Origin of the sequence: Synechococcus sp. Cu2B8-bc1011, from assembly GCF_047302735.1 — a bacterium.
In the GTDB taxonomy this organism is placed as follows: Bacteria; Cyanobacteriota; Cyanobacteriia; order PCC-6307; family Cyanobiaceae; genus Synechococcus_C.
In genome coordinates this window covers 2,456,905-2,478,668 of the sequence record NZ_CP138915.1, presented here as the reverse complement: position 1 = coordinate 2,478,668, position 21,764 = coordinate 2,456,905, and the positions used below count along the sequence as shown (strand labels likewise).

Genomic DNA, 21,764 nt, shown 5'->3' with positions numbered 1-21,764 from the left:
CAGGAACCGTTCCGATGCGTCGTCTCTTCGCTCTTGCGCTCTCGGCCCTGCTGGTGTTCGGCTTTGCCCCCGTCGCCAAGGCTGATGTAGCTGGTCTGACACCCTGCGCCGAAAGTGCCCGTTTTCAGCAGCGTGCAAGCGCTGCCGCCACGCCTCAAGCTAAGGCTCGCTTCGAGATGTATAGCGAGGCCGTTTGTGGTGAAGATGGGCTGCCTCATTTGATCGTGGATGGCCGTTGGAGCCATGCCGGTGATTTCGTCTTCCCAGGCCTGATGTTCCTCTACATCAATGGTTGCATTGGCTGGGCGGGTCGTGAGTACCTCAAAGGCACTCGCGGGACCAAGGAGCAGTACACGAAAGAGATTCAAATTGATCTCTCTCTTGCTCTCAAGTCTTTGTTGGCATCAGCCGCTTGGCCTGTCGCTGCTTTTGGTGAATTCACGAGTGGCAAATTGCTTGAAAGCGACAACAAGGTGACCGTCTCTCCTCGCTGAACTCGCATCACGAAGTCCTTATCTTTTTCACGATGAAGAAATTTCTGACTACTGCACCTGTCGTTGCGGCGATATGGTTCACTCTCACCGCCGGGATCTTGATCGAGTGGAATCGCTTTTTCCCTGATCTCCTCTTCCACCCCATGGGCTGATCGTTCAGTTCACAACACCATCAAAGAGGGGCCCAATGGGCCCCTTTTTTTTAGGAGATAGTCAAATTCATCTGTTTCTCTAGCTCGGCTAAAGCTGTTTCAAGATCGTCGTTGACGATGACAGCATCGAATTCTGTTTGAGCTTGTAGTTCTTCTTGTGCCCGCTTCAGCCGGCGCTGGATCGCCTCTTCTACTTCGGTTCCGCGGCCGCGAATCCGTTTCTCAAGCTCTTCAACGCAAGGTGGTGCAAGAAAAATTTGGATTGCTTCAGGCAAGCTGTTTCTAACCTGCCTGGCCCCCTCTAATTCAATTTCAAGAAGCACGGGAATGCCCTTCGCGACGCGCTCACTGACGGGTTGTCGAGGTGTTCCGTAGCAGTTTCCAGCAAATTCAGCCCACTCCAGCAAGCCACCGCTTTGAACGAGTTTGTGGAACTGTTCTTTGGAGTGAAAAAAATAGTGAACTCCATCGATTTCTCCACTGCGTGGAGCACGCGTGGTGGCCGATACGGAGAGCCATATCTCTGGATGACGCTCTCTCAGGCGGGCGACCAAGGTGCCCTTGCCCACGCCGCTCGGGCCGGTGAGCACCGTGGGCCTGGCGATTGATCCATCAGGAGCCATACGTTGCTTGAGACTGCATCGCAGGGTAGGAAGGCTTCCTGTTCAGCCTGATTCTCAGGCACTTCATGGTCAGCCAAAGTCCGCAAGTGATGGATCTCACCAGCCTGAGGGCTGTGTTGGCGGATTTACGTGCCCGCTTGCTACCCAGCCGGTTTGAGAAAGCTCAACAGCCCGATCCTCAGACGCTTCAGCTTGGATTTCGCACCCTGCGGGGAATGATTTGGTTGGAGCTGAGCTGGAAAGCAGAAGTTCCCCGACTGGTTGAAATCTCCGCGCCACCCAAGCAGGGTGCAGGAAGCACGCTGGCGCAACAGATTCAGCATGGACTCCGCCAACTTGCACTGACGGAGCTCAGCCAGGAAGGTTTTGAACGGGTTGTGCAATTTCAGTTGGCGCCTCGACCTGGACAGCCTCCCCAGCGCACCTTGGTGCTCGAACTGATGGGGCGTCACAGCAATTTGTTGTTGCTCGATGACCGACAACGCATCACTGCGATTGCACGCCAAGTCCGCATGCACCAGTCGAGAGTGAGGCCGATTGGTACGGGAGATGTCTACAGCGCTCCCCCAGCCCTTCAAGGCATTGCTCCCCGACTTGATGAGCCTGAGCAGCGCTGGAGAGAGCGATTGGAACTGTTGCCGCTAAGCCTGGAAAAGGCGCTGCGCAGTGCCTACCAGGGCATCAGTCCGGTGCTGGCGAAGCATCTGGCTGACCCGCATGAAGACGTTGCCAGAGCGCGATTGGCGACAAGCGTTCATGAGCTCAGCGATCAGCAGTGGCAGGTGTTGCATCAGCGTTGGCAGTGCTGGTTGAAAGCGCTGGAGACCGAACGGTTTGAGCTGCAATTTGATGGGCCTAACTCCTATCGCGTTTGGAAGCCTGCGTCCGCATCGACATTTGATGGGGAGTCGTTGGCGGATCTTCCACAACCTGGGCAGCCCCTAAGCCTGCGTTTGGGTGAGTACTACGCCACTGTTCTTCAACGTCAGGAGTTGAATCGTGTCACTCAGGATTTGCAAAAGCAGCTCAAGCAGTTAAGGACTCGTGAGGAGGCCCTATTGGCTGACCAGAGAGCTGGCTTGGAGGAGACCGGCGGTGCCGATGACTTGCAACAGCAGGGAGATGCGTTGTTGTGTCAGGTGAGTCCGAATCGGGAGACCATTGATCGCGCACAGAAGTTGTACGGCAGAGCACGAAAACTGAGACGAGCTGTGCCGGCTCTTGAAGAACGGCTGCAGCATCATCAAAGCCGACTGGCATTACTCGAGGGCAGTGAAAGCTTTCTGGAAGAGCTGATTGGTGCTGATTGGGATCGCTTAGAGGCGCGCACGAAAAGCCTTCTGGACCTGCGGGAAGAATTGGATGATCTGTTGGCTCCAAAACGGCTCCGCCGCCGCCGTCAGGGATCCCGTCGACTGGACCCTCAGCCCCTCGAAATCCATAGCCCGGCGGGATTGTTGATTCAGGTGGGACGAAATCATCGTCAAAACGACTGGATCAGTCTCCGGCGGGCACGACCTGGTGACCTTTGGTTCCATGCCCAGGAATGTCCGGGTAGTCACGTTGTGTTGAAGGCATCGGCTGGTTTTGCCGACGAAGACGATGTCACCCTTGCTGCTGATCTCGCTGCTTGGTTTAGCCGCGCGCGTGGAAATCGCCGGGTTGCTGTCGTCAGAGCCCCTGTGGAGCATCTCCAACGCATTGCAGGTGCAGCGCTTGGAACGGTGCAACACAAAGAGGGTGAGGTTGTCTGGGCCGAGCCAGATCGAGCAAGACAGCGACTGATCGCCGGCAAGCTCTTAGCCTGAGCTCACCCACTAGCTGTCGGACTGATCCCTCCCGAGCCGAACGAGAAAACAGTGCTTCCTGCCCCCGAACCGATTCGGGTGAACCCTCAACCTGAGCAGCTTCCACCCAATGATGTGGAAATGTCCCTGGTGGATCACCTCGAAGAGCTTCGTCAGCGAGTGTTTCGCAGCCTGATTGCGATTGTGTTTGGCGCTTTGGCCTGCCTTTTCGCGGTCAAACCGTTGGTGAGGATCTTGGAGGAACCCGCGGGATCGATCCGATTCCTCCAGTTGGCACCTGGCGAGTTCCTCTTTGTTTCCTTCAAGGTTGCCGGCTATGCCGGACTCACCTTGGCGATTCCTTACGTCTTGTATCAAGGCTTGGCTTTCGTTTTGCCGGGTCTCACGCGGAATGAGCGTCGTCTGATCGCTCCCGCTGTGGCGGGTTCAGCGGTGCTCTTTTTCGCCGGAATTGCTTTTTCTTGGTGGGCACTCATCCCTGCTGCCCTTGGGTTCCTGGTGAGTTACGGGGCTGATGTCGTGGAACCGATTTGGTCGATCGAGCGTTATCTCGACTTTGTGCTCCTGTTGATGCTCTCCACTGGACTGGCCTTTCAGCTTCCTGTTCTGCAGTTGTTGCTTGGGTTGTTTGGGTTGGTCAGTTGGAGGCGGATGCTCTCGGCCTGGCGTTGGGTCGTGTTGATTGCTGCATTGGCAGGAGCCGTGCTGACCCCATCCACGGATCCGATCACGATGTCCTTGCTAGCCGGTGCAATCTCAGGCCTGTTTTTCGTTGGAGTTGCTCTGGTTGCAGCAGTCGAGCGGTTCAGACCAGAAACTCCTCCAGACGCCCCTCCCCCTGCAGCTGCAGGCTGAGTGCTTTCCCGAGTCGAGGACGGTCTCGTGTGTCGTTTAACCACGATCGGACGACGGCTGCTTGGCCCAAGCGATTGACCACATCCACGACTTGGGCGAGATGGGTGCGGTATTCCTCCTCGTTTAAAGGGAAGGATTGTTGCTCCAAATAGGCCCACATCACTTGGAGGTACAACCTCTTGCGCCTGACGACGAGTTGGATGTCGTAGCTGGCTTGCCAGCGCTCCCGCAGTCGGTCGATCACTTCGTCGACAGTGATGGGAGGGATGGATTGTTCGAATACTGGGTCTACAAGCACGGAAACGGCTGAGTGGTTCATCTAAAAGCCCAGTCGTTGCAAAGCGTGACGGGACCTTTACCCTCCATAATGGACCTCATTCAGTGTTGATTGAGCGTCAGTCATGACTCAGATGCCAGCTAGTGATGTGCCCGGTATGGGCCGTCGGCAGTTCATGAATCTGCTGACCTTCGGATCCGTCACGGGTGTGGCCTTGGGGGCGCTTTACCCGGTGGCTAATTACTTCATCCCGCCCAGGGCTGCCGGGAGCGGTGGTGGAACCAGTGCCAAGGATGAGCTCGGTAATTCAGTCACCGCCAGCGGTTGGTTGAGTAGCCACGCCGAGGGTGATCGCAGTCTTGTCCAAGGCTTGAAGGGTGATCCCACCTACTTGATCGTGGAAGGCTCTGACGCGATCGGTAGCTACGGCATCAATGCCATTTGCACCCACCTCGGCTGTGTGGTGCCTTGGAACAGCGGCGCCAACAAATTCATGTGTCCCTGCCATGGCAGTCAGTACGACGCCACAGGCAAGGTGGTGCGCGGCCCCGCGCCTCTGTCTTTGGCCTTGGCCAATGTCAGCGTCGACAACGACAACGTGTTTGTTAGCCAGTGGACTGAAACCGATTTCCGGACGGGCGAAAAGCCCTGGTGGTCCTGATCAGCCCCTCCTTTTTGCTGTCTCTCCCCTACCTCGCTTTCCCATGCGCCGCCTGCTCTCCTCCACTTTTGCCGCACTGATCGTCGGCCTCGCCGTCTTCAGTGCACCCTCTGCAAGTTGGGCCTATCCCTTCTGGGCACAACAAAATTACGATTCTCCCCGTGAGGCCACCGGCAAGATCGTTTGTGCGAATTGTCACCTGGCCCAAAAGCTCACTCAGGCAGAAGTTCCCCAGTCCGTTCTGCCTGACAGCGTCTTCAAAGCAGTTGTCAAGATCCCTTACGACAATGGCGTTCAAGAGCTTGGTGCTGATGGCAGTCAGGTTCCCCTCCAGGTGGGAGCTGTTGTGATGCTTCCTGATGGCTTCACGCTCGCTCCTCAGGATCGCTGGACCGATGAGATTAAGGAGGAAACAGAGGGGGTTTATTTCAGCGAGTACAGCGACGACCAGCCCAATGTGATTTTGGTGGGTCCGATCCCTGGAGACGAGCATCAAGAAATTGTCTTCCCAGTGCTTTCTCCTGACCCCGCGACGGACAGCAGCATCAGTTTTGGTAAGTACTCCATTCACGTGGGTGGAAACCGCGGCCGCGGCCAGGTGTACCCAACGGGTGAAAAGAGCAACAACACCGTTTACACGGCGCCCGCCTCTGGCTCTGTGAGTGCCATTGAACCTGGTGACAATGGCGCAAGCGTCGTCACCGTCAAGTCTGCTGATGGATCTGAAATCTCAGAGACCGTTCCAGTGGGTCCCGCCCTGCTGGTCTCTGTTGGCGATGTGGTTGAAGCTGGAGCCCCCATCACGGACGATCCCAATGTGGGTGGATTCGGTCAGCTCGATACCGAAGTTGTTCTTCAGAACCCTGTTCGTATTTACGGCATGCTCGCGTTCTTCGCAGCAGTTGCTTTGGCTCAGATCATGCTGGTTCTGAAAAAGAGGCAGATTGAGAAGGTTCAAGCTGCTGAAGGTGTCTGATCAACGTGATCATTCCCGCTGTCTTTACATCACCTGGGCCCGTGCTTTTTCAGCTCGGGCCTATTACTTTGCGCTGGTACGGTCTACTCATTGCGCTGGCCGTGCTCATTGGACTCAACTTATCAAGCTGGCTAGCTAAACAGAGAAACCTTGAATCGGGATTAATTAGTGACCTTCTTCCCATTCTGGTGCTGGCTTCCATCATCGGCGCTCGTCTGTATTACGTAGCCTTTGAATGGCGCTCTTACCAAAACTCCTGGTGGGATGTGTTTGCGATTTGGCAAGGGGGGATTGCGATCCATGGAGCATTGATCGGAGGCACGATCTCCCTGGTTTTGTTCTGTCGTTGGCGGAAAGTTTCCTTTTGGGATCTGCTCGATGTTTTGGTCCCATCTGTGATCCTTGGTCAAACAATTGGCCGTTGGGGGAATTTTTTCAATTCAGAAGCCTTTGGGGTCCCGACCCAATTGCCTTGGAAATTATTTATTCCTTATTTAAGCCGTCCCCAGATTTTTGCTGATTCAGAGTTCTTTCACCCCACATTCCTTTACGAATCTCTTTGGAATTTGGTGGTTTTTATTGTGCTGATGACGTTGTTTCAGTGGGGTCGGAGTGGACGTATTTCGCTCCCACCAGGAGCTCTGAGTTGTGTTTATCTGCTTTGCTATAGCCTCGGTCGTGTGTGGATTGAGGGTCTGCGAATTGATCCGCTCTGCTTAGGAGGAGTCCCTCCATTTTGTGACGGGGGCTTGAGGATTGCTCAGTTGATGAGCCTCTCACTGCTGCTGCTTGCGGGGTTTGGTTTGTTTTGGCTATACGGGAAACGAAAGTCTTTGCCTGATCCAGGCTTACGCACTCCAGGTACTTCATGACCACAGTGTCGATTGTCGGTGCAGGGCCCGGAGCTCCTGATCTTCTAACGCGACGTGCTGAGAACCGGTTGAAGTCTGCTCAGGTTTTGATTTGGACAGACTCGTTGGTGTCGCCTCAGATCGCGGCCTTAGCCCCAGATCACTGCGAAACCATTCGGAGCAGCACGCTCACGCTTGAAGATGTGCTCCCACTGATGATTGATCGGGCCCAAAAAGGTCTTCAGGTGGTTCGTCTTCATGACGGTGATCCCTGCCTGTATGGAGCTCTTTCGGAGCAAATTTGTGGCTTAACTGATGCTGGGATCTCTGTCGACGTGGTTCCAGGAATCAGCGCTTATCAGGCGACCGCTTCAGCGTTAGGGGCTGAACTCACGATTCCTGGCCTCGTTCAGACCATTGTTTTGGGGAGAGCCGGTGGACGCACTGGGGTGCCCGAAACGGAGAGTTTGGAGAATCTTGCCCGTCTACAAGCATCGCTATGCCTCTATCTCAGTGCTCGCCATGTTGAGGAGGTGCAAGCAACATTGCTGAAGCATTATTCGCCCGATACACCAGTGGCTATCGGTCACCGTGTGAGCTGGCCCGATGAATGGCTGCAAGTCGTCCCTCTGGACCGCATGGCAGCGATCTCTCAAGAGCAAAATTTGATCCGGACCACTCTTTATATTGTGAGCCCAGCATTGAAGGCAGGTCGCCAGCGCTCAAAGCTTTACTCGCCAGAGCATGATCACTTGTTCCGTCCTCGTCACTAAGTATCTGGCTTCTCCGTTGTGGTTTAAGATTTCCATCCGGGGCGATTAGCACAGTGGTAGCGCACTTCCTTCACACGGAAGGGGTCACTGGTTCGAATCCAGTATCGCCCATTGAATCTTTTGATCTGAAAGTTAAATACTTTATTGACTGGGTAAATTTAAATCCTGGTGACAGTTTGCCGAAACGCAACTAAAATTTTTTGACGGTGAATACATGAAATGGCCGAAGTTAGTGACGCTACCGATCATTCAGATTTCCGTCAGGATGAACTCGCTTCCCTCGGCCGCGTCTTAAAGGAAGAGCGGGAAAGGCAAGGGATGACTTGCCAAGCTTTTGCCGATTCGCTCCACATGGGTAAAGAGCAGCTTGAAGCTTTGGAGAATGGAGATCGGGACAATCTTCCAGAACCCGTTTTTATATGCGGGATGCTGCGAAGAGTGGCGCAAAAATTGGGATTAGACCCCGTTCCTTTGGTTCAACAATTCCAATCTCAGTCTGCTGTGACGAAGGCTGCGCCTGCAAAGCGGGTGAGTCGCGAGCGCTCAGGAGCTACCGACGTACCGCAAGGCCAGCAGGACTCCGCATCGATGGGTCGCTGGATCAGAAATGCAGCCATTCCTTTGCTCCTAGTTGCAGTGACGGCAATCAGCGCCATTGCATTTCGTGGAAACCGCCAGCAATCAGAAGTTGTGAGCACCGCGGCTTCGTCGGACCAAGCTGTGCCTCAGCCAACTCCAGCCATGAACAACGGTCTCGCTTTGGACATGGCTACGAGCGGTAACAACAAGAGTCCAGGACAGATTTCGCTTGTCAGCTCACAACCGAGCTGGGTGTCCGTCCGCAATCGGAGCGGGGATGTGATCTTTGAGGGCACTCTGAACGAACCGAAACAGTTTGAGGGCGATCAGGGGCTTGAGGTCTTCGCGGGACGACCTGATTTGGTGAGGTTTAGCTATGGGGATGGCTCGCCTCGGGTCTTGGGCAGCATCGATCAGTTGCGTTGGTACCCCCTTACTCCTGAACCTTGAGCTTGAGGTTCAAACCGGCGACCTCCCTCAGCATTGGGGCACAACTCTCCAGGCTCCACTGCTCGAGACTGAAATCTTGATCTGCCTTTTCCCCGATCAACTCGAGCACAAGATCTTCATTGTTCACGTTGACCAGCAAGCTTTGAAAAACCGGCTCTGGACGTCGATCGAGGGCAACCGCCAGTCTGAGCAGTAAGGCCATATCTGAGACCGTGCGTCGATTGTCGCGGCTTTGAAGTGCTTGCCAAGACTCATGCCTCTTTTTGGGAAGACTGCGGCGGTGATAACGCGCGATGGCAGCCACCATCAAATGCTCTGCTTCTGAATAGCCCAGCAGTTCGCCATGGCGGATCAGATACCAGGAGTGCTTGTGATAGGCGCTGAGATTGATGTGTTGACCGCAGGCGTGAAGCATCGCTGCGGCCCATAGCAAGTCGCGGCCTGAGCCATCGTCACGATGAAGATGGTCTTGGGTGTTGTCATACAGAGTGAGCGCATGGGAAGCCACACGCTCGGCTCGTTGTTGATTGACGGCGAAACGCTGCACCTGATGGATCACGGTGCGCTGTCGAATACTGCTTTGAAAGCTGAAACGGTCTTCTAGGAGGCCGTGACGCAACATCCAATCAACGATCAGGCCTTCGCGCAGAGCGCGTTCACTCAGAACCAATTCTTTGGCTCCCAACATCTGCATGCTGGTTTGAAGAATTAAGGCACCTGGAACAATGATCTCCGCACGTCGATCGTTGATGGGTGCCAATCCTTTGCGTTGCTCTGGTGTCATCACCACCAAGCGATCAACCACCCGGTCGAGACGTTGTTTGCTCACCCGATAGCCGTGAAGCTTCAGAGGTGGACGATCCTCCTCGCTCGCGGCTAGGGCTCCAATGGCCATTGCGGTGCCACTGGTGGCCACCATCACGGGCTTTTCGTTCGGGGTGATCCGCCGCAGCACTTTGTTGACCGCGGGCTCTAGAGATCCTTGGATGAACGCTTGAAGAAAGGTCCGACGCTGCGGGGGAATCGGCTCATCGTTGACAAAATCTCGCTGAAGTCGCACCGCGCCAACTCTTGTGCTGGTCAGTGCTCGTGCATCACGACCATCCGCAAGAATCAGCTCTGTGGATCCTCCTCCGATGTCCAGTACAAGATGCGGACAGTCTCCGAAAGGCATGCCTGAGAGCACGCCTAGGTAGATCAAGCGGGCTTCTTCTGGGCCACTGACGAGATCCACTTCAAGATCGAGCTGATCCTCAATCTCTTGCAAAAAGTCCCGACCATTCGGGGCTTCACGCACCGCGCTTGTGGCCGCGGTCACGATCTGTTCAACCTGGTGACTCAGCGCGAGCTCGCGAAAGCGACGCAGCGCTTCCAGGCCGCGCTCGATAGCCGCCTCTGAGAGATTGCCTGTTTCCGGATCTCTTTCCCCTAAGCGCGTTGTGGACTTCTCAGCCAACTCGATGCTGAACGTTCTTAGCTCCGTATCAACAGAGGCCACCAAGAGGTGGGTGGAATTGGTTCCAATATCGATCGCGGCAATCTTCCGCAAGGCTCGACCGTTTTGAAAGCTCGGCCCTGGTGTCACTTGAAGCACCGCGCTGAAAGCCCTCCCACTTTGCCCTAAGCAGACATCAAGAACCTCTGCTTAGGGTTTCCGAAATGGAGCCCTTTTTTGCCAGTCGGCTCCGCTAACGACATGTTGTTTCGTCAAACCCTGGCTCCATGGGTTGCCCTTTTGCGTTGGAACAAACCCAGCGGAAGACTGATTTTGCTGATCCCAGCAGGCTGGAGTCTCTGGCTCACTCCGGATGCACCGCCTTCGCTGGCCCTTGTGTTCATGATCGTGCTCGGCGGTTTGGCGGTCAGTGGGGCGGGCTGTATTGCGAATGATTTATGGGATCGCCGCATCGACCGCAATGTGGAACGCACGAAGCTGCGCCCGCTCGCACAAGGAAGTTTGAGCGTTGCCCAGGCCGTTGTTGCGTTGATCGTGCTGCTGATCATCAGCTTGGGCGTGGTGCTGAACTTGCCGGATTCCGTGCGCGACCTTTGCTTTCTACTGGCTTGTCTCGCCCTTCCGCCGATCTTGATCTACCCGTCCGCTAAGCGTTGGTTCGCCTACCCCCAAGCGGTCTTGGCCTTGTGCTGGGGTTTTGCGGTGTTGATTCCTTGGGCCGCGCAAACCGGAGATCTGAATGGCGGTTGGCCCTTGGCAGGTTGTTGGGTTGCCACCCTGCTTTGGACGTTTTCTTTTGACACGGTCTACGCGATGGCGGATCGTCCGGATGACACCCTGATGGCTTTAAAAAGCAGCGCATTGACCCTTGGCCCGTCCGTCTTGCGCGTCGTGAGTGTGACCTATGCGCTCTCGATGTTGGCCCTGGCTGTTGCTGCTGCCTCCGCCGGAGTCGGACTCATCTTCTGGCCGTTCTGGATAGTGGTGGCCTCTGGGATGCAGCGTGCCACCCGAGCACTGAAAAGTGTTAGGCAGCAGCCCATGTCGTTGTACGGAGTTCATTTCAGTCACCAGGTGCTTTTGGGCGCATTGTTGTTCTTGGGTCTCGTTCTCGGGCGGCTGGGCTGATGCACAACAAAGACCGGTCTGGTTTGTTGCTTTCCCCTCTTCAGCGTGGTGATGACGTAGCAATCGTGGCCGCTAGCTCTGCGCTGGACAACACGGACAACCTTTTGCGAGGGATCTCGATCCTGAACAGCTGGGGATTGCGAATCCGTCCAGATGTCATCAGCCAACGGCGCTGGGGGTATCTGGCCGGACGGGATGACGAGCGTCGGAGTGATTTCCAATCGGTCCCCACTGCCTCCCTCTTGGCCTGTGCTCGCGGTGGCTGGGGCGCTGCCAGGCTTTTGGAGCAACCTTTTGCTTGGCAGCCAGGATGGTTGTTGGGTTTCTCGGACGTGACCGCACTGCTCTGCGCTCGCATGGCAGCAGGTGTGAGCGGGGGGATCCATGGGCCTTTAATCACAACCCTGGCCGATGAACCTGAGTGGAGCCAGCGGCGACTGCAGGACGTTCTCTTTGGCCATCCTCTGCACGATCTTCAAGGGGTGCCTTGGCGGGGAGGCATGGCTGTCGGTCCCCTGTTAACACTGAATTTAACGGTTGCGTCCCATTTGATCGGGACTCCTTTCCTGCCTGACCTAACGGGAGTTGTGTTGGTCATTGAAGACATCGGTGAAGCCCCCTATCGCATTGATCGCATGCTCACGCAGTGGCGATTAGCAGGTCTGCTCCAATCGCTTGCAGGCCTTGGATTCGGTCGATTCCTGGACTGCGATGACGGGTCGGACTCTGGTGGGTTCAGATTGGAAGAGGTGTTGCGAGAGCGCACCGCTGACTTAGGGATTCCCCTGGTGGCAAATCTGCTTGTGGGCCATGGCCCGGGAGGGAATGCCGCGTTGCCGGTTGGTGCGATTGCGACCCTTGATGGGGATCAGGGTGTCTTGAGGGTGGGTGCTAACCCTGGCGTTCTGCCAGCACCGCTGCAGCGACAGTGAGATCAAATGGGGTCGTGACTTTGATATTGGAGGGACCAGCATCAAGAACTTTGACCGGCCATCCCAAGCGCTCATAAAGCGAGGCGTCATCGGTCACAGTCCAGCCCTGCGCACGGGCCTCCTGATGCCCCTGGCGGAGTTCATGCACTGAGAAGGCTTGTGGTGTCTGGGCCGCCCAGAGCTCTGCGCGATTCGGGGTCGCTTTGATGAAGCCTGATTCATCCACGCGCTTAATCGTGTCGGTGACTGGGGTCGCAGCAATCACCGCCTTGCCGCCGCGAACGGCTTCTGCACAGCGGTTAAACAATTCGGGGGAGGCGAGACAGCGGGCCCCGTCATGGATCAGAACATGCCGAGCTTGGTCGGGGAGTCCGGCCAGTCCCCGTTCGACCGACTCCTGACGACTGTCTCCGCCAGCAATCCAAGCGATAGGTTTTGGAGCGCCCTCCACGAGAGCGAGAATCTCGGAACGGTCGATTTCCTGACCGATGATCCCAATCCAATCAATCGACGCAGCCTCAAGAGCTGCTTGCAGCGTCCATGCCAGCACGGGTTGTCCAGATAGAGGCAGCAGCAGCTTGTTGCGGGTCGCGCCCATCCGCCGCCCACTCCCAGCGGCTGCGATCAACAGATGCATAAGCGACTCCTGTTTTCAGCAACCTGAAACGGCCTCCATACAATCAGCTCGCACCACTTGTGCTGTTGTTGCATGCGCGTTCTCGTTTTAAGCCCAGGAACAGCTCAACAGCAGCTTGAGCGTATGCCTGCTGTAGCAGCCTGTGCCAACGAGCTTGGGGCTTCCATCCAAGTTGCCTGTTCCCCTGGCTACCGATCGTTGTGGACGTTGCTGCCCTCGGTCGAAAAAATCATTCCCTTTGATTTTTCTGCAGCTCTGACGATGGCCGATTGGGCCAATCTTCTTGGCTCTGTCCGTGAACCTGATTTCCAGGTTTGCCTCAATTTTGCTGAGGGACGTCAGGTGAATCTGATGCTGTCGATGAGCCATATCCCAACGCGGGTTGCAGAAGCTGGATTTGCTTCCACTGCTAAGGCCGCCCAGGCTCAAGGCTGGAGTGCTCAACGTCTCTCCGGATTTCTTGCTCCGCTCGGTTTGAGCTTGGATGCCGCAGCCTTTCGGATCAGCTTGCCTGCAGGGCTGATGAACAGAGCTCGCGAACGGCAGCCCCAGGGCGATGGGCCTCTGTTGTTGCTCCAGCCATCTGCCAGAGCGGGAGACTGGCCAGCAGAACGCTGGAAGCAATTACCGCTCACCATCAAAGACAAACTTCCTGGTTTGCGAACTATTGATCTTGAAGACAACAGCTCGCTCTCTGAGAGAGCAGCGCAGATTGCCTGTACCGACGTAGTTTTGACGAGTTGTCCTGTGACCAGTCTGTTGGCAACCTTTTGCGGAGTGCCATTGGTTGCACTTGGACTGTCTGAGGATCAATTGCCTAAGCGAGATGTGATTCGGCATCTTGGCAATGACGATCTCAGCTCTCTCTCCGAAGCTGATGTGTTGGAGGCGATGGGCTTCTGATGAAGAGGCCACGACGGAGGTCGCATAAACACCGTCGGCTTCAGCGCTATCCCTCTCATTTGCATGGTTTTCAGCTAAGCCAGCTGGCCAGCCCATGGCTATTGCCCGTTTTAGCTCTGGCCATCGTGATCTTGGGTGGAGCGATTGGTTATCGGATCACGGAGGGTTGGGACTGGGGTGATTGTTTATGGATGGTGCTGATCACGATCAGCACCATCGGTTACGGAGAAGTGGAGCCCCTCTCTCAGGCCGGACGGCTGGTGACGGTGTTGATCGTGGCAGGGGGCATCGTCGTGGTGCAGCTTTCGATCCAAAAGATTCTTGGCCTGACAGAATCCGGATACTTCCGTCAGTTGCGGGAGCTGAGGTTTCGCCGAAACCTACGGCGTATGCAGAACCATGTGATTCTCTGCGGGTATGGACGCATTGGCCGGGAGATTGCTGAACAGCTGCTCCTGGAGACCGTTCCCGTTCTTGTGGTTGAGATGGATCCTGCTCGTCGGCAGGCGGCAGAGGAACGGGGTCTGCCTGTGCTCCTGGCCGATGCCACTCTCGACGAAACGCTTTTGGAGGCTGGACTTCATCGTTGTCGCAGCCTGGTGGCGGCCTTGCCTAGCGATGCGGCCAATCTGTACGTCACGCTCAGTGCTCGAGGCTTGGAGCCTGGATGCCGGCTCATTGCTCGAGCCGACAGCGAAGAAGCTGCAGCCAAGCTCGAACTTGCTGGAGCAACTGTTGTCGTGAGTCCCTACGTCGCTGGGGGAAGGGTGATGGCAGCAACGGCTCTAAGGCCCTTGGCGGTGGACTTTATGGATCTGTTGTCTGGGTCGGAATTTGAAATTGAAGAATTTCGGTTAAGTCGTGATCCCTCACTTGTTGGTCATTTGGCCAGCAAGAGCTTGTCGGAGCTCCAGCTGGGCCGCCGCAGTGGGGCCATGGTGCTGGCCATCCGTGACGGCAGCGCATTGAAGGGAAATCCCAGCGGTGAAGAACGACTTGGTCCTGGACAACTTCTTGTGGTGATGGGAAGCCAGAAGCAGCTGGAGTTATTCCGCAATTTGCTGGGTGATGCCATCGACACGATTGAAACCATGCGGGGCATCTAGCTGGCCTTGATGACTGAAAGGGCCAACGATCCCTACGATCACACGATCTTAAAAAAAGCGTTCATGAGTTCATCCGCTTCTCTTGACGGTCAAACAGCCCTTGTGACCGGTGCAAGTCGTGGCATCGGTCGTGCAGTGGCCTTGGCTTTGGCAGGTGAGGGCGCAGAAGTGGTGGTGAATTACGCCAGTTCTCCCGATGCTGCTGAGCAGGTGGTTGCTGAAATTCAGGCCCAGGGTGGCTCCGCTTATGCCGTCAAGGCCGACGTGGGCGATGAGGCTTCGGTTGAAGCCTTGATCAAAACGGTGTTGAAGCGCAGTGAACGCATTGACGTCCTGGTGAATAACGCGGGAATCACTCGGGATGGCTTGCTGATGAGGATGAAAACCGAGGATTGGCAGGCGGTGATCAATCTCAATCTCACCGGAGTCTTCCTCTGTACGAGGGCTGTGGCGCGCCCAATGTTGAAGCAACGGAGTGGTCGGATTATCAACATCACCTCCGTGGTTGGGCTGATGGGCAACGCCGGGCAAGCCAATTACGCAGCAGCCAAAGCCGGTGTGGTGGGCCTAACGCGAAGTAGCGCCAAGGAGATGGCAAGCCGTGGAATCACGGTGAATGCCGTGGCACCTGGTTTTATTGCTACGGATATGACGAAAGACCTGGAAGCAGACGGCATCCTTGCGGCCATTCCACTGGGACGGTTTGGGACGCCCGATCAGGTGGCTGGAACCGTGAGATTTTTGGCTGCCGACCCATCCGCCGCATACATCACGGGGCAGGTGCTCCAGGTGGATGGTGGGATGGTGATGAGTTGAATCTCAGTTTTGGAGAGGCTGACCCAGCTCTTCTCTTAAGCGGCGTATGCGCTGAAGCAACTTCAATCTTCGACTGCGGTCCGTAGCGGTTAGATAGATGCGAAGTGGCACATAAACCAAGGTCATGGTTGCAGCCATTGCAGCCATGAAAACGAAGAACAGCGCTCCTGAATCCTTCATGGTCAAACATTAACCAGACGATTTGCGCCTTTGTCCGATGGATTCGGCTTTCCCCACTTCCGAGGGGAGCGGGTAGTCATAGACGCTGGATGCGATTGCCCCCCGGGTTCCTGACACTATGTCCAAACTTCTCAGCTTTTCGAACGAATCACGGGAGTCCCTCGAGCGAGGCATGAATGCCCTTGCCGATGCCGTTCGGGTCACGATCGGACCTCGTGGTCGCAATGTGGTGCTCGAGAAGTCCTACGGCGCGCCCGACATCGTCAATGACGGTGACACGATCGCCAAGGAAATTGAACTTGCAGATCCGTTCGAAAACATCGGTGCCAAGTTGATCCAGCAGGTGGCGTCTAAGACCAAGGACAAAGCTGGCGATGGCACCACGACTGCCACCGTGCTTGCCCAGGCGATGGTGGAGGAGGGGCTTCGAAATACGGCTGCAGGTGCTAGCCCGATCGAACTTCGCCGGGGTATGGAAAAAGCTGTGGCTGCTGTGGTCACAAGCCTCAATCAACGCAGTCAGTCCGTGAGCGGTGATGCGATTCGCCAGGTTGCCACGGTCAGTTCAGGCGGCGATGAGGAGGTGGGTCGCATGGTTGCCGAGGCCATGGACAGGGTGAGCTTTGACGGTGTGATCACCGTGGAGGAATCCAAGTCTCTGGCCACTGAGCTCGAAGTCACAGAAGGTATGGCCTTCGATCGCGGTTATAGCTCTCCCTATTTCGTCACCGATGGTGACCGCCAGATTTGCGAATTCGAGAATGCGTTATTGCTTCTCACAGATCGCAAGATCAGCTCCGTCACCGATTTGGTTCCCGTGTTGGAGACGGTTCAGAAATCAGGCTCACCGCTAGTCATTTTGGCGGAAGAAGTCGATGGGGAAGCCCTTGCCACCTTGGTCGTGAACAAGAACCGAGGGGTGCTGCAGGTGGCTGCAGTGCGTGCTCCATCGTTTGGCGAGCGTCGTAAGGCTGCTTTGGCTGACATCGCTGTGCTGACGGGTGGTCAGGTCATCAGTGAAGACAGGGCGATGACCCTCGACAAGGTGACGATGGACGACTTGGGACGGGCACGCCGGATCACGATCAGCAAGGACAGCACCACGATCGTGGCCAGCGATGACAGCAAAGACGCCGTCAGTGCTCGCGTTGCCTCAATTAGGCGCGAGCTCGAGAACACTGATTCGGAGTATGACCAAGAGAAACTCAACGAGCGCATTGCCAAGCTCGCTGGAGGCGTGGCTGTTATCAAGGTTGGCGCCCCAACAGAGACGGAGCTCAAAAACCGGAAGCTACGCATTGAGGATGCCCTTAATGCCACCCGTGCAGCTGTGGAGGAAGGCATTGTTGCTGGAGGTGGATCCACCCTTCTGCACATCGCATCAGAACTCGATTCTCTGACCTCTGGGTTGGAAGGTGATCAAAAGACTGGAGTGGAAATCGTTCAGCGTGCCCTGAGCGCTCCCCTGCGTCAGATCGCTGAAAATGCAGGTTCTAACGGTGATGTGGTGGTGGATCGCGTCCGCAATAGCGGAGAGGGATTCAACGCTCTCACTGGAAACTTTGAAGACCTAATGAGTGCCGGGATTCTGGACGCATCCAAGGTGGTTCGTCTTGCGCTTCAGGATGCGGTCTCGATTGCATCTCTTGTCGTAACCACGGAAGTTGTGGTGGCAGATAAACCTGAACCTCCAGCGCCTGCAGGCGCTGGAGGTGGTGACCCCATGGGCGGCATGGGTGGCATGGACCCCATGGGCGGCATGGGCGGCATGGGAATGATGTAATCCCGCTAATGGGGTCCCCTTAAAGGGATCCCACTAGTCGCGCGTGGATTCGACACACCGATAAAGCTTCTCGGGGAGGTGCGTTGCACAATCTCCCTAACTCTCGATTTAGGGCCTGAAGTTCTGTCATCGGCAACCCTGCGATTGGCAGACCGAAGAAAGCTCCGCTGAGGACAACAGGAAAAGCAAATTTCAGCAACATGCCTGAGTCTTGCGAGACTCATCCACTTTGCCTCTTCAAGGTCCTGAGGTAATCGGCCACTTGCAGATCAACGCCCGTAATCGCCGTGCCAACAACAACAAGATCGGCGCCGTGTTCAAGGGCCTGGAGAGCTGAAGTTGGCGACTTGATGCCACCCTCGCAAATCAAAGTCACATGGTCGGGAAGTTGATCCCTTAAGGGAGAGATCAAGCTGTAGCCAGGAGGAGATTGTTGTGATGTTTGCTCTGTGTATCCATACAGGGTGGTGCCCACCCACTCGCATCCCAGTGATGCCGCGATCAGTCCGTTGTCGATTGAGTCCACGTCGGCCATGAGTGGTGCCCCTAGGTCCTCCTTAGACCGTTGAATAAGTTCTGCAAGGTCTTCCTTTTCTGGCCTTTGGCGAGCTGTGGCATCGAGGGCGATGACGTCAGCACCGGCTGCCCAGACCGTTTGGATGTCATCCCATCGAGGTGTGATGTAGACAGAGCTATCAGGAAATGAGCGCTTCCAGAGCCCAATGATCAGGGCGTCAGGACAGCGATTTCGCACCGCTCCAATGTGCTCTGGGCTCTCGAGTCGCACACCCGTCGCTCCGTTGCGAAGGCTGGCTTCAGCCATGGCTGCAATCACATCGGGATGGCGCATGGGTGATCCTTCCGGAGCCTGAACGGACACGATCAAGCCACCCTCAAGTTGGGTGCGGGATGGAATGGGCATGGTCCTTCAGGATGCCTGTAGATCTTGGTCTGCTGAGGACGCAACCATCCAGCGACGAAAGCGTTGAGCACCGCGTGCAATCGGAGGAGGCGCGATTGCGAGTGGCGGATTGGAAGAACGATCCGCTACGTCTTCAATGACCTCAGTCTCATCATCCTTGGAGTCACTCGGGAGGGGGGCCACGTGTAAGGCCCGCTTCTCTGTTTCGACCATTGGATTGCTGACGAGTGAGAGACCTTGGCTCTTTGAACCCTCCTCGGAATTCTTAGGAGATGGGAGAGAGTCCTGGGAGGCTTCAGTCGTTCGTTTGGGCAGAGAGGTCACCCCATAGCGATGCACCCACTGCAGCTCTAATTGGGCGATGAGCGATGTTTCTCTTAATTCATTGGCAAGCAGCAGGCGACGTTGCAGGTCCAGTTGGCGCGGGTTCAGGGGCTGAAACGAAGAGACGTACACGGAATCAAGAGAGTTTGCGATTGAGCAGTGGTCTGATGAGGAGAAACAGCCCCACGGTGAGCACGGTCAAGACCAACAAGCAGGTTTGACCTGTAACGGAGCCATAGGGTGCGTCCAAGAGAACCAGCGAAAGATCGAGAGGGCCTGCATAGGCCGCTCGAATTGGTTCTATCGCGAAGGTAAGGGGATTTAGGGCCGCTAGCCAGCCCATCCACCCAGGCATAAAGCTCAGAGGCGCCAATGCGGTGCTGGCAAAGAGCAGAGGAAGATTGGCGACAAAAATCACCGCAATCAACTCAATGTGACCAGGTAAGGCAAAGGCCAAACCCAGACTTAAGGCCGTAACGGCAAATACCAACAACAGCAGGGTGAACAGAACGAGCAGGAGCCCGCCAGCTCCAGGCCATCCATATCCGAGTAATGCCGCTGTGAGCATGATCGCCAAACTCTGCACGAGGCTCAATGTGGTGATGTAGATCACTGAAGCGAAGACAATGGAACTTCGACTTCTTAATGGCGCAACGAGAAGTCGGTTGAGAAATCCAAATTCGCGGTCAAACATGACCGGAAGTCCCGCATTGAGTGCACCGCTGAATGCTGTGAACACAATCACTCCAGCACCGAGAAATCGCCCGTAGCTCATGCCGCCTGGCAACAGCCCCTCTGGAGCGTTGGAGAAAAGAGCTCCAAATAAAATCAACCAGATCAGGGGCTGCAGAACACCGGCAATCAGCGTGGAGGGACGACGCTTGAGCTGCACGAACAGGCGACGCGTTAAAGCTGTCGTTTCCTGGATGAGCTCCGTCACCGCTCCTCGGGAGGGTGCTTCATTGGCATCGATCTGGAGATGGGGAGTGGTCATGGGGGCGCACTGATGAAGATCGGGGGGTGAAAGCAGGTCGTTACCGCATGGCTTGTTTGCGCTCTTGCTTTTGATCACGCTGACCGGCTGTGGCCAGCTCGGCATCCATCAGGGTGCGGCCTGTGGCCTGAAGGTAAACATCGTCAAGACTTGGCCTGCTTTGTGCAAGGGCAAACACGGGAAGTCCTGCTTCTTCCAGACACAGGCGAAGGCGAGGGAGGACCTGTTCTCCATCCACCACCAGATTGAGGGAGTGGCCTTGCGAGCGATTAATCACAATGTTTTGGACGCCATCAAGGGGTTGAAGCAAGTCGCGAATCGTCTCTGCTTCCTGCTCATTGCTGAATTCACGCACACGCAAGGTGACGCGATCCCCTCCAAGACGAGTCTTGAGTTCGTTAGGGGTGCCCTCAGCAATCACTGTTCCGGCATCAATGATCGCCATTCGATCGGCGAGTGCTTCCACTTCCTCGAGGTAATGGGTGCTGAGCAAGACCGTTGTTCCTTGATCTCTTAAGTCACGAAGCACGTTCCAGATCACAGCTCGACTTTCGATGTCAAGTCCGACTGTGGGTTCATCGAGGATGAGGAGTTGGGGACGATGTAGGAGACCTGCTGCTAAATCAAGTCGACGACGCATTCCTCCTGAATAGGTGCCACATCGACGGTCGATCCAAGGATCCATGCCCAACATCTCGATCAGTTCGTCGATCCGTTGGTTTCTTTGCTTTGGCTTTAAGTGATAAAGGTCACCTTGAAGTTCAAGGAGCTCTCGACCTGTGAGGATCTTGTCAATCGCTACCTCTTGAGCGACATAACCAATGAGGCGTCGAACGTCCCGTTGGTCTTTCAAGGCATCCAGGCCAGCAATGCGGACATCGCCAAGATCTGGAGCCAAGAGAGTGGCAAGAATTCTCAGAGTTGTCGTTTTCCCAGCACCATTGGGACCCAGCAGGCCATAAAGACACCCTTCAGGGACTTGCAAGCTCAAATCCCTGAGCGCTGAAATCGTCCCGTAAGACTTTTCCAGGTGATCGAGCACGATCAGGGACATGAAACCGACCAAAAAGCGTGGATAAAGAATCTAGGAAGCGGCAGGAAGATAGCCGCCCGCGAGGATGTTGAGGACTGCCCTCACTTGCAGATCAAATTGAGCAGAACCAGGCATTCGGCTCATGACAAGCAAGAGACAGATTCCAAACAGATAGAGAATCGACCATCGGAATAATCCCTTGGCTCGATCTTGATTGTTGGGTTCAGCAGCCAGACGTTCCACCATCTGCAAAAGGCGACCGTTGAAGGGAAGGATCAACAGCCCGTATAAGGCGCCACCTTCCGGTAGGGCCCAGGTCCCTAAAAAGCTCAGCAAGATGGTTGCCCATCCGTAGCGTCTGATCGCCCTCGTGGTCACCAAAGGTCCCTTGACGACTGGAAGCATTGGAATCCCAACGGCCCGATAGTCGTCATGCAAAAGCAGGGCTAGTGCCCAGAAATGGGCTGGAGTCCACACCATCACAAGTGCGAACAGCCACCATCCACCCAGGCCTATATGGCCTGTTGCTGCAGCTGCTCCAACCAGGGGTGGGATGGCACCAGCAACGCCGCCAACCACAATGTTTTGTGTGGTGCGGGGCTTAAGCAGCGCGGTGTAAAGCAGCACATAACTACAGAGTCCTAGGAGAGACAGTCCAGCTGCAAGGCAATTCACCCCACTGACCAGAAGAGCTGCTGCAGCCAGCGTGCAGGACACCGCGCCAACAAAAGCCGCGGATGGTGACAACCGTCCTGAGGGAAGGGCTCGACCGCTTGTTCGCAGCATGCGTCCATCCAGCTCCTGCTCCCACAAACAGTTGAGAACTCCTGCTGCCGCTGCTGCTAAAGCACCACCGCCAAGGGTGCAAGCCAGCCTTGGTGAGGAGAGTGGCCAGCCTTCGGTAAGAGCCATTCCTCCCAAGGTGGTTGCGAGGAGAAGTGGGATCAGCCGTGGTTTGGCAACCTCAAGCCAGGGGGGGAGTTTGATTCTCTTGCGAGATGGCACCACCTCCTCTCTGGTGAGGGTGGGGGGCATTGGAGCAACGGAAGCT

General features: G+C 55.8%; 25 protein-coding genes and 1 tRNA gene. 16 read left to right on the top strand and 10 right to left on the bottom strand.

The genetic code is table 11. The annotated features are described in order from the left end of the window. The first annotated feature begins 14 nt into the window (after positions 1–14). Together SIC18_RS13060 and psaJ are read left to right on the top strand one after the other, a co-directional pair. A complete protein-coding gene (locus SIC18_RS13060) occupies positions 15–494 on the top strand; it encodes a Photosystem I reaction center subunit III (protein WP_048347059.1) in 480 nt (159 codons plus the stop codon). 32 nt (positions 495–526) lie between these two features. After that, positions 527–646: a photosystem I reaction center subunit IX gene (gene psaJ, locus SIC18_RS13055; protein ID WP_011620067.1), complete on the top strand. Its 120-nt coding sequence runs from the start codon at positions 527–529 to the stop codon at positions 644–646. A gap of 50 nt (positions 647–696) precedes the next feature. Here the strand turns inward: psaJ and gmk are convergent, their stop codons facing one another. Continuing rightward, positions 697–1,269, bottom strand: coding sequence for a guanylate kinase (gene gmk / locus SIC18_RS13050; RefSeq protein WP_048347058.1), 573 nt, complete (start codon positions 1,267–1,269; stop codon positions 697–699). Between the two features lie 65 nt (positions 1,270–1,334). Here gmk and SIC18_RS13045 point away from each other — a divergent pair, with 65 nt between their 5' ends. Further along, on the top strand, positions 1,335–3,077 hold the full coding sequence (locus tag SIC18_RS13045) for an NFACT family protein (RefSeq protein WP_413429832.1): 1,743 nt from the start codon (positions 1,335–1,337) through the stop codon (positions 3,075–3,077). A gap of 120 nt (positions 3,078–3,197) precedes the next feature. Continuing rightward, positions 3,198–3,932: a twin-arginine translocase subunit TatC gene (gene tatC, locus SIC18_RS13040; protein ID WP_413430570.1), complete on the top strand. Its 735-nt coding sequence runs from the start codon at positions 3,198–3,200 to the stop codon at positions 3,930–3,932. On the opposite strand, the gene SIC18_RS13035 is transcribed toward tatC, so the two are convergent. Then, positions 3,883–4,251, bottom strand: coding sequence for a DUF3067 family protein (locus tag SIC18_RS13035; protein WP_048347056.1), 369 nt, complete (start codon positions 4,249–4,251; stop codon positions 3,883–3,885). The two genes, tatC and SIC18_RS13035, sit on opposite strands and share 50 nt — an antisense overlap. Before the next feature lie 82 nt (positions 4,252–4,333). Between SIC18_RS13035 and petC the strand changes: the two genes are divergently transcribed. From petC to SIC18_RS13005, 6 genes are all read left to right on the top strand, one after another. Further along, the gene (gene petC, locus SIC18_RS13030; RefSeq protein WP_048347055.1) at positions 4,334–4,870 is read left to right on the top strand and encodes a cytochrome b6-f complex iron-sulfur subunit; all 537 of its coding nucleotides are present in this window, start codon (positions 4,334–4,336) and stop codon (positions 4,868–4,870) included. A 43-nt stretch (positions 4,871–4,913) separates the two neighbouring features. Next, positions 4,914–5,846 (top strand): cytochrome f, encoded by a 933-nt coding sequence (petA, locus tag SIC18_RS13025; protein ID WP_048347054.1) that lies wholly within the window; start codon positions 4,914–4,916, stop codon positions 5,844–5,846. A 5-nt stretch (positions 5,847–5,851) separates the two neighbouring features. Further along, entirely contained in the window at positions 5,852–6,718 is an 867-nt protein-coding gene (gene lgt, locus SIC18_RS13020; protein ID WP_048347053.1) for a prolipoprotein diacylglyceryl transferase, read from the top strand. Continuing rightward, entirely contained in the window at positions 6,715–7,470 is a 756-nt protein-coding gene (gene cobM, locus SIC18_RS13015; protein WP_048347052.1) for a precorrin-4 C(11)-methyltransferase, read from the top strand. The genes lgt and cobM overlap by 4 nt, the downstream gene beginning before the upstream one ends. Before the next feature lie 39 nt (positions 7,471–7,509). After that, positions 7,510–7,581, top strand: a tRNA-Val gene (locus SIC18_RS13010). Positions 7,582–7,689: 108 nt separating this feature from the next. Then, on the top strand, positions 7,690–8,499 hold the full coding sequence (locus SIC18_RS13005) for a helix-turn-helix domain-containing protein (RefSeq protein WP_413429831.1): 810 nt from the start codon (positions 7,690–7,692) through the stop codon (positions 8,497–8,499). Here the strand turns inward: SIC18_RS13005 and SIC18_RS13000 are convergent. Continuing rightward, entirely contained in the window at positions 8,483–10,093 is a 1,611-nt protein-coding gene (locus SIC18_RS13000; RefSeq protein WP_413429830.1) for a Ppx/GppA phosphatase family protein, read from the bottom strand. The genes SIC18_RS13005 and SIC18_RS13000 overlap by 17 nt on opposite strands. A 102-nt stretch (positions 10,094–10,195) precedes the next feature. Here SIC18_RS13000 and SIC18_RS12995 point away from each other — a divergent pair, with 102 nt between their 5' ends. Then, complete coding sequence (locus tag SIC18_RS12995; RefSeq protein ID WP_413430568.1) at positions 10,196–11,083, top strand: 4-hydroxybenzoate polyprenyltransferase; 888 nt, start codon at positions 10,196–10,198, stop codon at positions 11,081–11,083. Then, positions 11,083–12,015, top strand: a complete 933-nt coding sequence (locus SIC18_RS12990) for a S66 peptidase family protein (protein WP_157028598.1) — start codon at positions 11,083–11,085, stop codon at positions 12,013–12,015. The genes SIC18_RS12995 and SIC18_RS12990 overlap by 1 nt, the downstream gene beginning before the upstream one ends. Here SIC18_RS12990 and ispD read toward each other — a convergent pair. Next, positions 11,975–12,652: a 2-C-methyl-D-erythritol 4-phosphate cytidylyltransferase gene (gene ispD, locus SIC18_RS12985; protein ID WP_048347048.1), complete on the bottom strand. Its 678-nt coding sequence runs from the start codon at positions 12,650–12,652 to the stop codon at positions 11,975–11,977. The two genes, SIC18_RS12990 and ispD, sit on opposite strands and share 41 nt — an antisense overlap. 72 nt (positions 12,653–12,724) lie before the next feature. Here ispD and SIC18_RS12980 point away from each other — a divergent pair, with 72 nt between their 5' ends. From SIC18_RS12980 to fabG, 3 genes are all read left to right on the top strand, one after another. Further along, on the top strand, positions 12,725–13,555 hold the full coding sequence (locus SIC18_RS12980) for a glycosyltransferase family 9 protein (RefSeq protein ID WP_048347047.1): 831 nt from the start codon (positions 12,725–12,727) through the stop codon (positions 13,553–13,555). Then, positions 13,555–14,661 carry a potassium channel family protein gene (locus tag SIC18_RS12975; RefSeq protein ID WP_413429829.1) on the top strand — a complete coding sequence of 369 codons (1,107 nt, stop codon included), beginning with the start codon at positions 13,555–13,557 and terminating at the stop codon, positions 14,659–14,661. Before SIC18_RS12980 ends, SIC18_RS12975 begins: the two co-directional genes overlap by 1 nt. 63 nt (positions 14,662–14,724) lie before the next feature. Continuing rightward, on the top strand, positions 14,725–15,477 hold the full coding sequence (fabG, locus tag SIC18_RS12970; RefSeq protein WP_048348276.1) for a 3-oxoacyl-[acyl-carrier-protein] reductase: 753 nt from the start codon (positions 14,725–14,727) through the stop codon (positions 15,475–15,477). 3 nt (positions 15,478–15,480) lie between these two features. Here the strand turns inward: fabG and SIC18_RS12965 are convergent, their stop codons facing one another. Further along, complete coding sequence (locus SIC18_RS12965) at positions 15,481–15,657, bottom strand: hypothetical protein (RefSeq protein WP_245407115.1); 177 nt, start codon at positions 15,655–15,657, stop codon at positions 15,481–15,483. Between the two features lie 118 nt (positions 15,658–15,775). Between SIC18_RS12965 and groL the strand changes: the two genes are divergently transcribed. Continuing rightward, positions 15,776–17,440, top strand: a complete 1,665-nt coding sequence (gene groL / locus SIC18_RS12960; RefSeq protein ID WP_048347045.1) for a chaperonin GroEL — start codon at positions 15,776–15,778, stop codon at positions 17,438–17,440. Positions 17,441–17,660: 220 nt separating this feature from the next. Here the strand turns inward: groL and SIC18_RS12955 are convergent, their stop codons facing one another. From SIC18_RS12955 to SIC18_RS12935, 5 genes are read right to left on the bottom strand one after another with little or no spacing between them, the layout of a single operon-like run. Next, positions 17,661–18,362, bottom strand: a complete 702-nt coding sequence (locus SIC18_RS12955; RefSeq protein ID WP_048347044.1) for an N-acetylmannosamine-6-phosphate 2-epimerase — start codon at positions 18,360–18,362, stop codon at positions 17,661–17,663. Positions 18,363–18,368: 6 nt separating this feature from the next. Continuing rightward, a complete protein-coding gene (locus SIC18_RS12950; RefSeq protein ID WP_413429828.1) occupies positions 18,369–18,818 on the bottom strand; it encodes a hypothetical protein in 450 nt (149 codons plus the stop codon). A 4-nt stretch (positions 18,819–18,822) separates the two neighbouring features. Beyond that, positions 18,823–19,680 (bottom strand): ABC transporter permease, encoded by an 858-nt coding sequence (locus SIC18_RS12945; protein ID WP_048347042.1) that lies wholly within the window; start codon positions 19,678–19,680, stop codon positions 18,823–18,825. A gap of 40 nt (positions 19,681–19,720) precedes the next feature. Continuing rightward, the gene (locus tag SIC18_RS12940; RefSeq protein WP_048347041.1) at positions 19,721–20,734 is read right to left on the bottom strand and encodes an ATP-binding cassette domain-containing protein; all 1,014 of its coding nucleotides are present in this window, start codon (positions 20,732–20,734) and stop codon (positions 19,721–19,723) included. Between the two features lie 30 nt (positions 20,735–20,764). Then, positions 20,765–21,748 (bottom strand): heme o synthase, encoded by a 984-nt coding sequence (locus tag SIC18_RS12935; RefSeq protein ID WP_413430566.1) that lies wholly within the window; start codon positions 21,746–21,748, stop codon positions 20,765–20,767. Positions 21,749–21,764 lie beyond the last annotated feature (16 nt).

Bases quoted from the DNA above. Each gene is read 5' to 3' on its own strand.
- SIC18_RS13060 (WP_048347059.1), top strand. From the start codon at position 15: ATGCGTCGTCTCTTCGCTCTTGCGCTCTCGGCCCTGCTGGTGTTCGGC.
- psaJ (WP_011620067.1), top strand. From the start codon at position 527: ATGAAGAAATTTCTGACTACTGCACCTGTCGTTGCGGCGATATGGTTC.
- gmk (WP_048347058.1), bottom strand. From the start codon at position 1,269: ATGGCTCCTGATGGATCAATCGCCAGGCCCACGGTGCTCACCGGCCCG.
- SIC18_RS13045 (WP_413429832.1), top strand. From the start codon at position 1,335: ATGGTCAGCCAAAGTCCGCAAGTGATGGATCTCACCAGCCTGAGGGCT.
- tatC (WP_413430570.1), top strand. From the start codon at position 3,198: ATGTCCCTGGTGGATCACCTCGAAGAGCTTCGTCAGCGAGTGTTTCGC.
- SIC18_RS13035 (WP_048347056.1), bottom strand. From the start codon at position 4,251: ATGAACCACTCAGCCGTTTCCGTGCTTGTAGACCCAGTATTCGAACAA.
- petC (WP_048347055.1), top strand. From the start codon at position 4,334: ATGACTCAGATGCCAGCTAGTGATGTGCCCGGTATGGGCCGTCGGCAG.
- petA (WP_048347054.1), top strand. From the start codon at position 4,914: ATGCGCCGCCTGCTCTCCTCCACTTTTGCCGCACTGATCGTCGGCCTC.
- cobM (WP_048347052.1), top strand. From the start codon at position 6,715: ATGACCACAGTGTCGATTGTCGGTGCAGGGCCCGGAGCTCCTGATCTT.
- SIC18_RS13005 (WP_413429831.1), top strand. From the start codon at position 7,690: ATGGCCGAAGTTAGTGACGCTACCGATCATTCAGATTTCCGTCAGGAT.
- SIC18_RS12995 (WP_413430568.1), top strand. From the start codon at position 10,196: ATGTTGTTTCGTCAAACCCTGGCTCCATGGGTTGCCCTTTTGCGTTGG.
- SIC18_RS12990 (WP_157028598.1), top strand. From the start codon at position 11,083: ATGCACAACAAAGACCGGTCTGGTTTGTTGCTTTCCCCTCTTCAGCGT.
- ispD (WP_048347048.1), bottom strand. From the start codon at position 12,652: ATGCATCTGTTGATCGCAGCCGCTGGGAGTGGGCGGCGGATGGGCGCG.
- SIC18_RS12980 (WP_048347047.1), top strand. From the start codon at position 12,725: ATGCGCGTTCTCGTTTTAAGCCCAGGAACAGCTCAACAGCAGCTTGAG.
- SIC18_RS12975 (WP_413429829.1), top strand. From the start codon at position 13,555: ATGAAGAGGCCACGACGGAGGTCGCATAAACACCGTCGGCTTCAGCGC.
- fabG (WP_048348276.1), top strand. From the start codon at position 14,725: ATGAGTTCATCCGCTTCTCTTGACGGTCAAACAGCCCTTGTGACCGGT.
- SIC18_RS12965 (WP_245407115.1), bottom strand. From the start codon at position 15,657: ATGAAGGATTCAGGAGCGCTGTTCTTCGTTTTCATGGCTGCAATGGCT.
- groL (WP_048347045.1), top strand. From the start codon at position 15,776: ATGTCCAAACTTCTCAGCTTTTCGAACGAATCACGGGAGTCCCTCGAG.
- SIC18_RS12955 (WP_048347044.1), bottom strand. From the start codon at position 18,362: ATGCCCATTCCATCCCGCACCCAACTTGAGGGTGGCTTGATCGTGTCC.
- SIC18_RS12945 (WP_048347042.1), bottom strand. From the start codon at position 19,680: ATGACCACTCCCCATCTCCAGATCGATGCCAATGAAGCACCCTCCCGA.
- SIC18_RS12940 (WP_048347041.1), bottom strand. From the start codon at position 20,734: ATGTCCCTGATCGTGCTCGATCACCTGGAAAAGTCTTACGGGACGATT.
- SIC18_RS12935 (WP_413430566.1), bottom strand. From the start codon at position 21,748: ATGCCCCCCACCCTCACCAGAGAGGAGGTGGTGCCATCTCGCAAGAGA.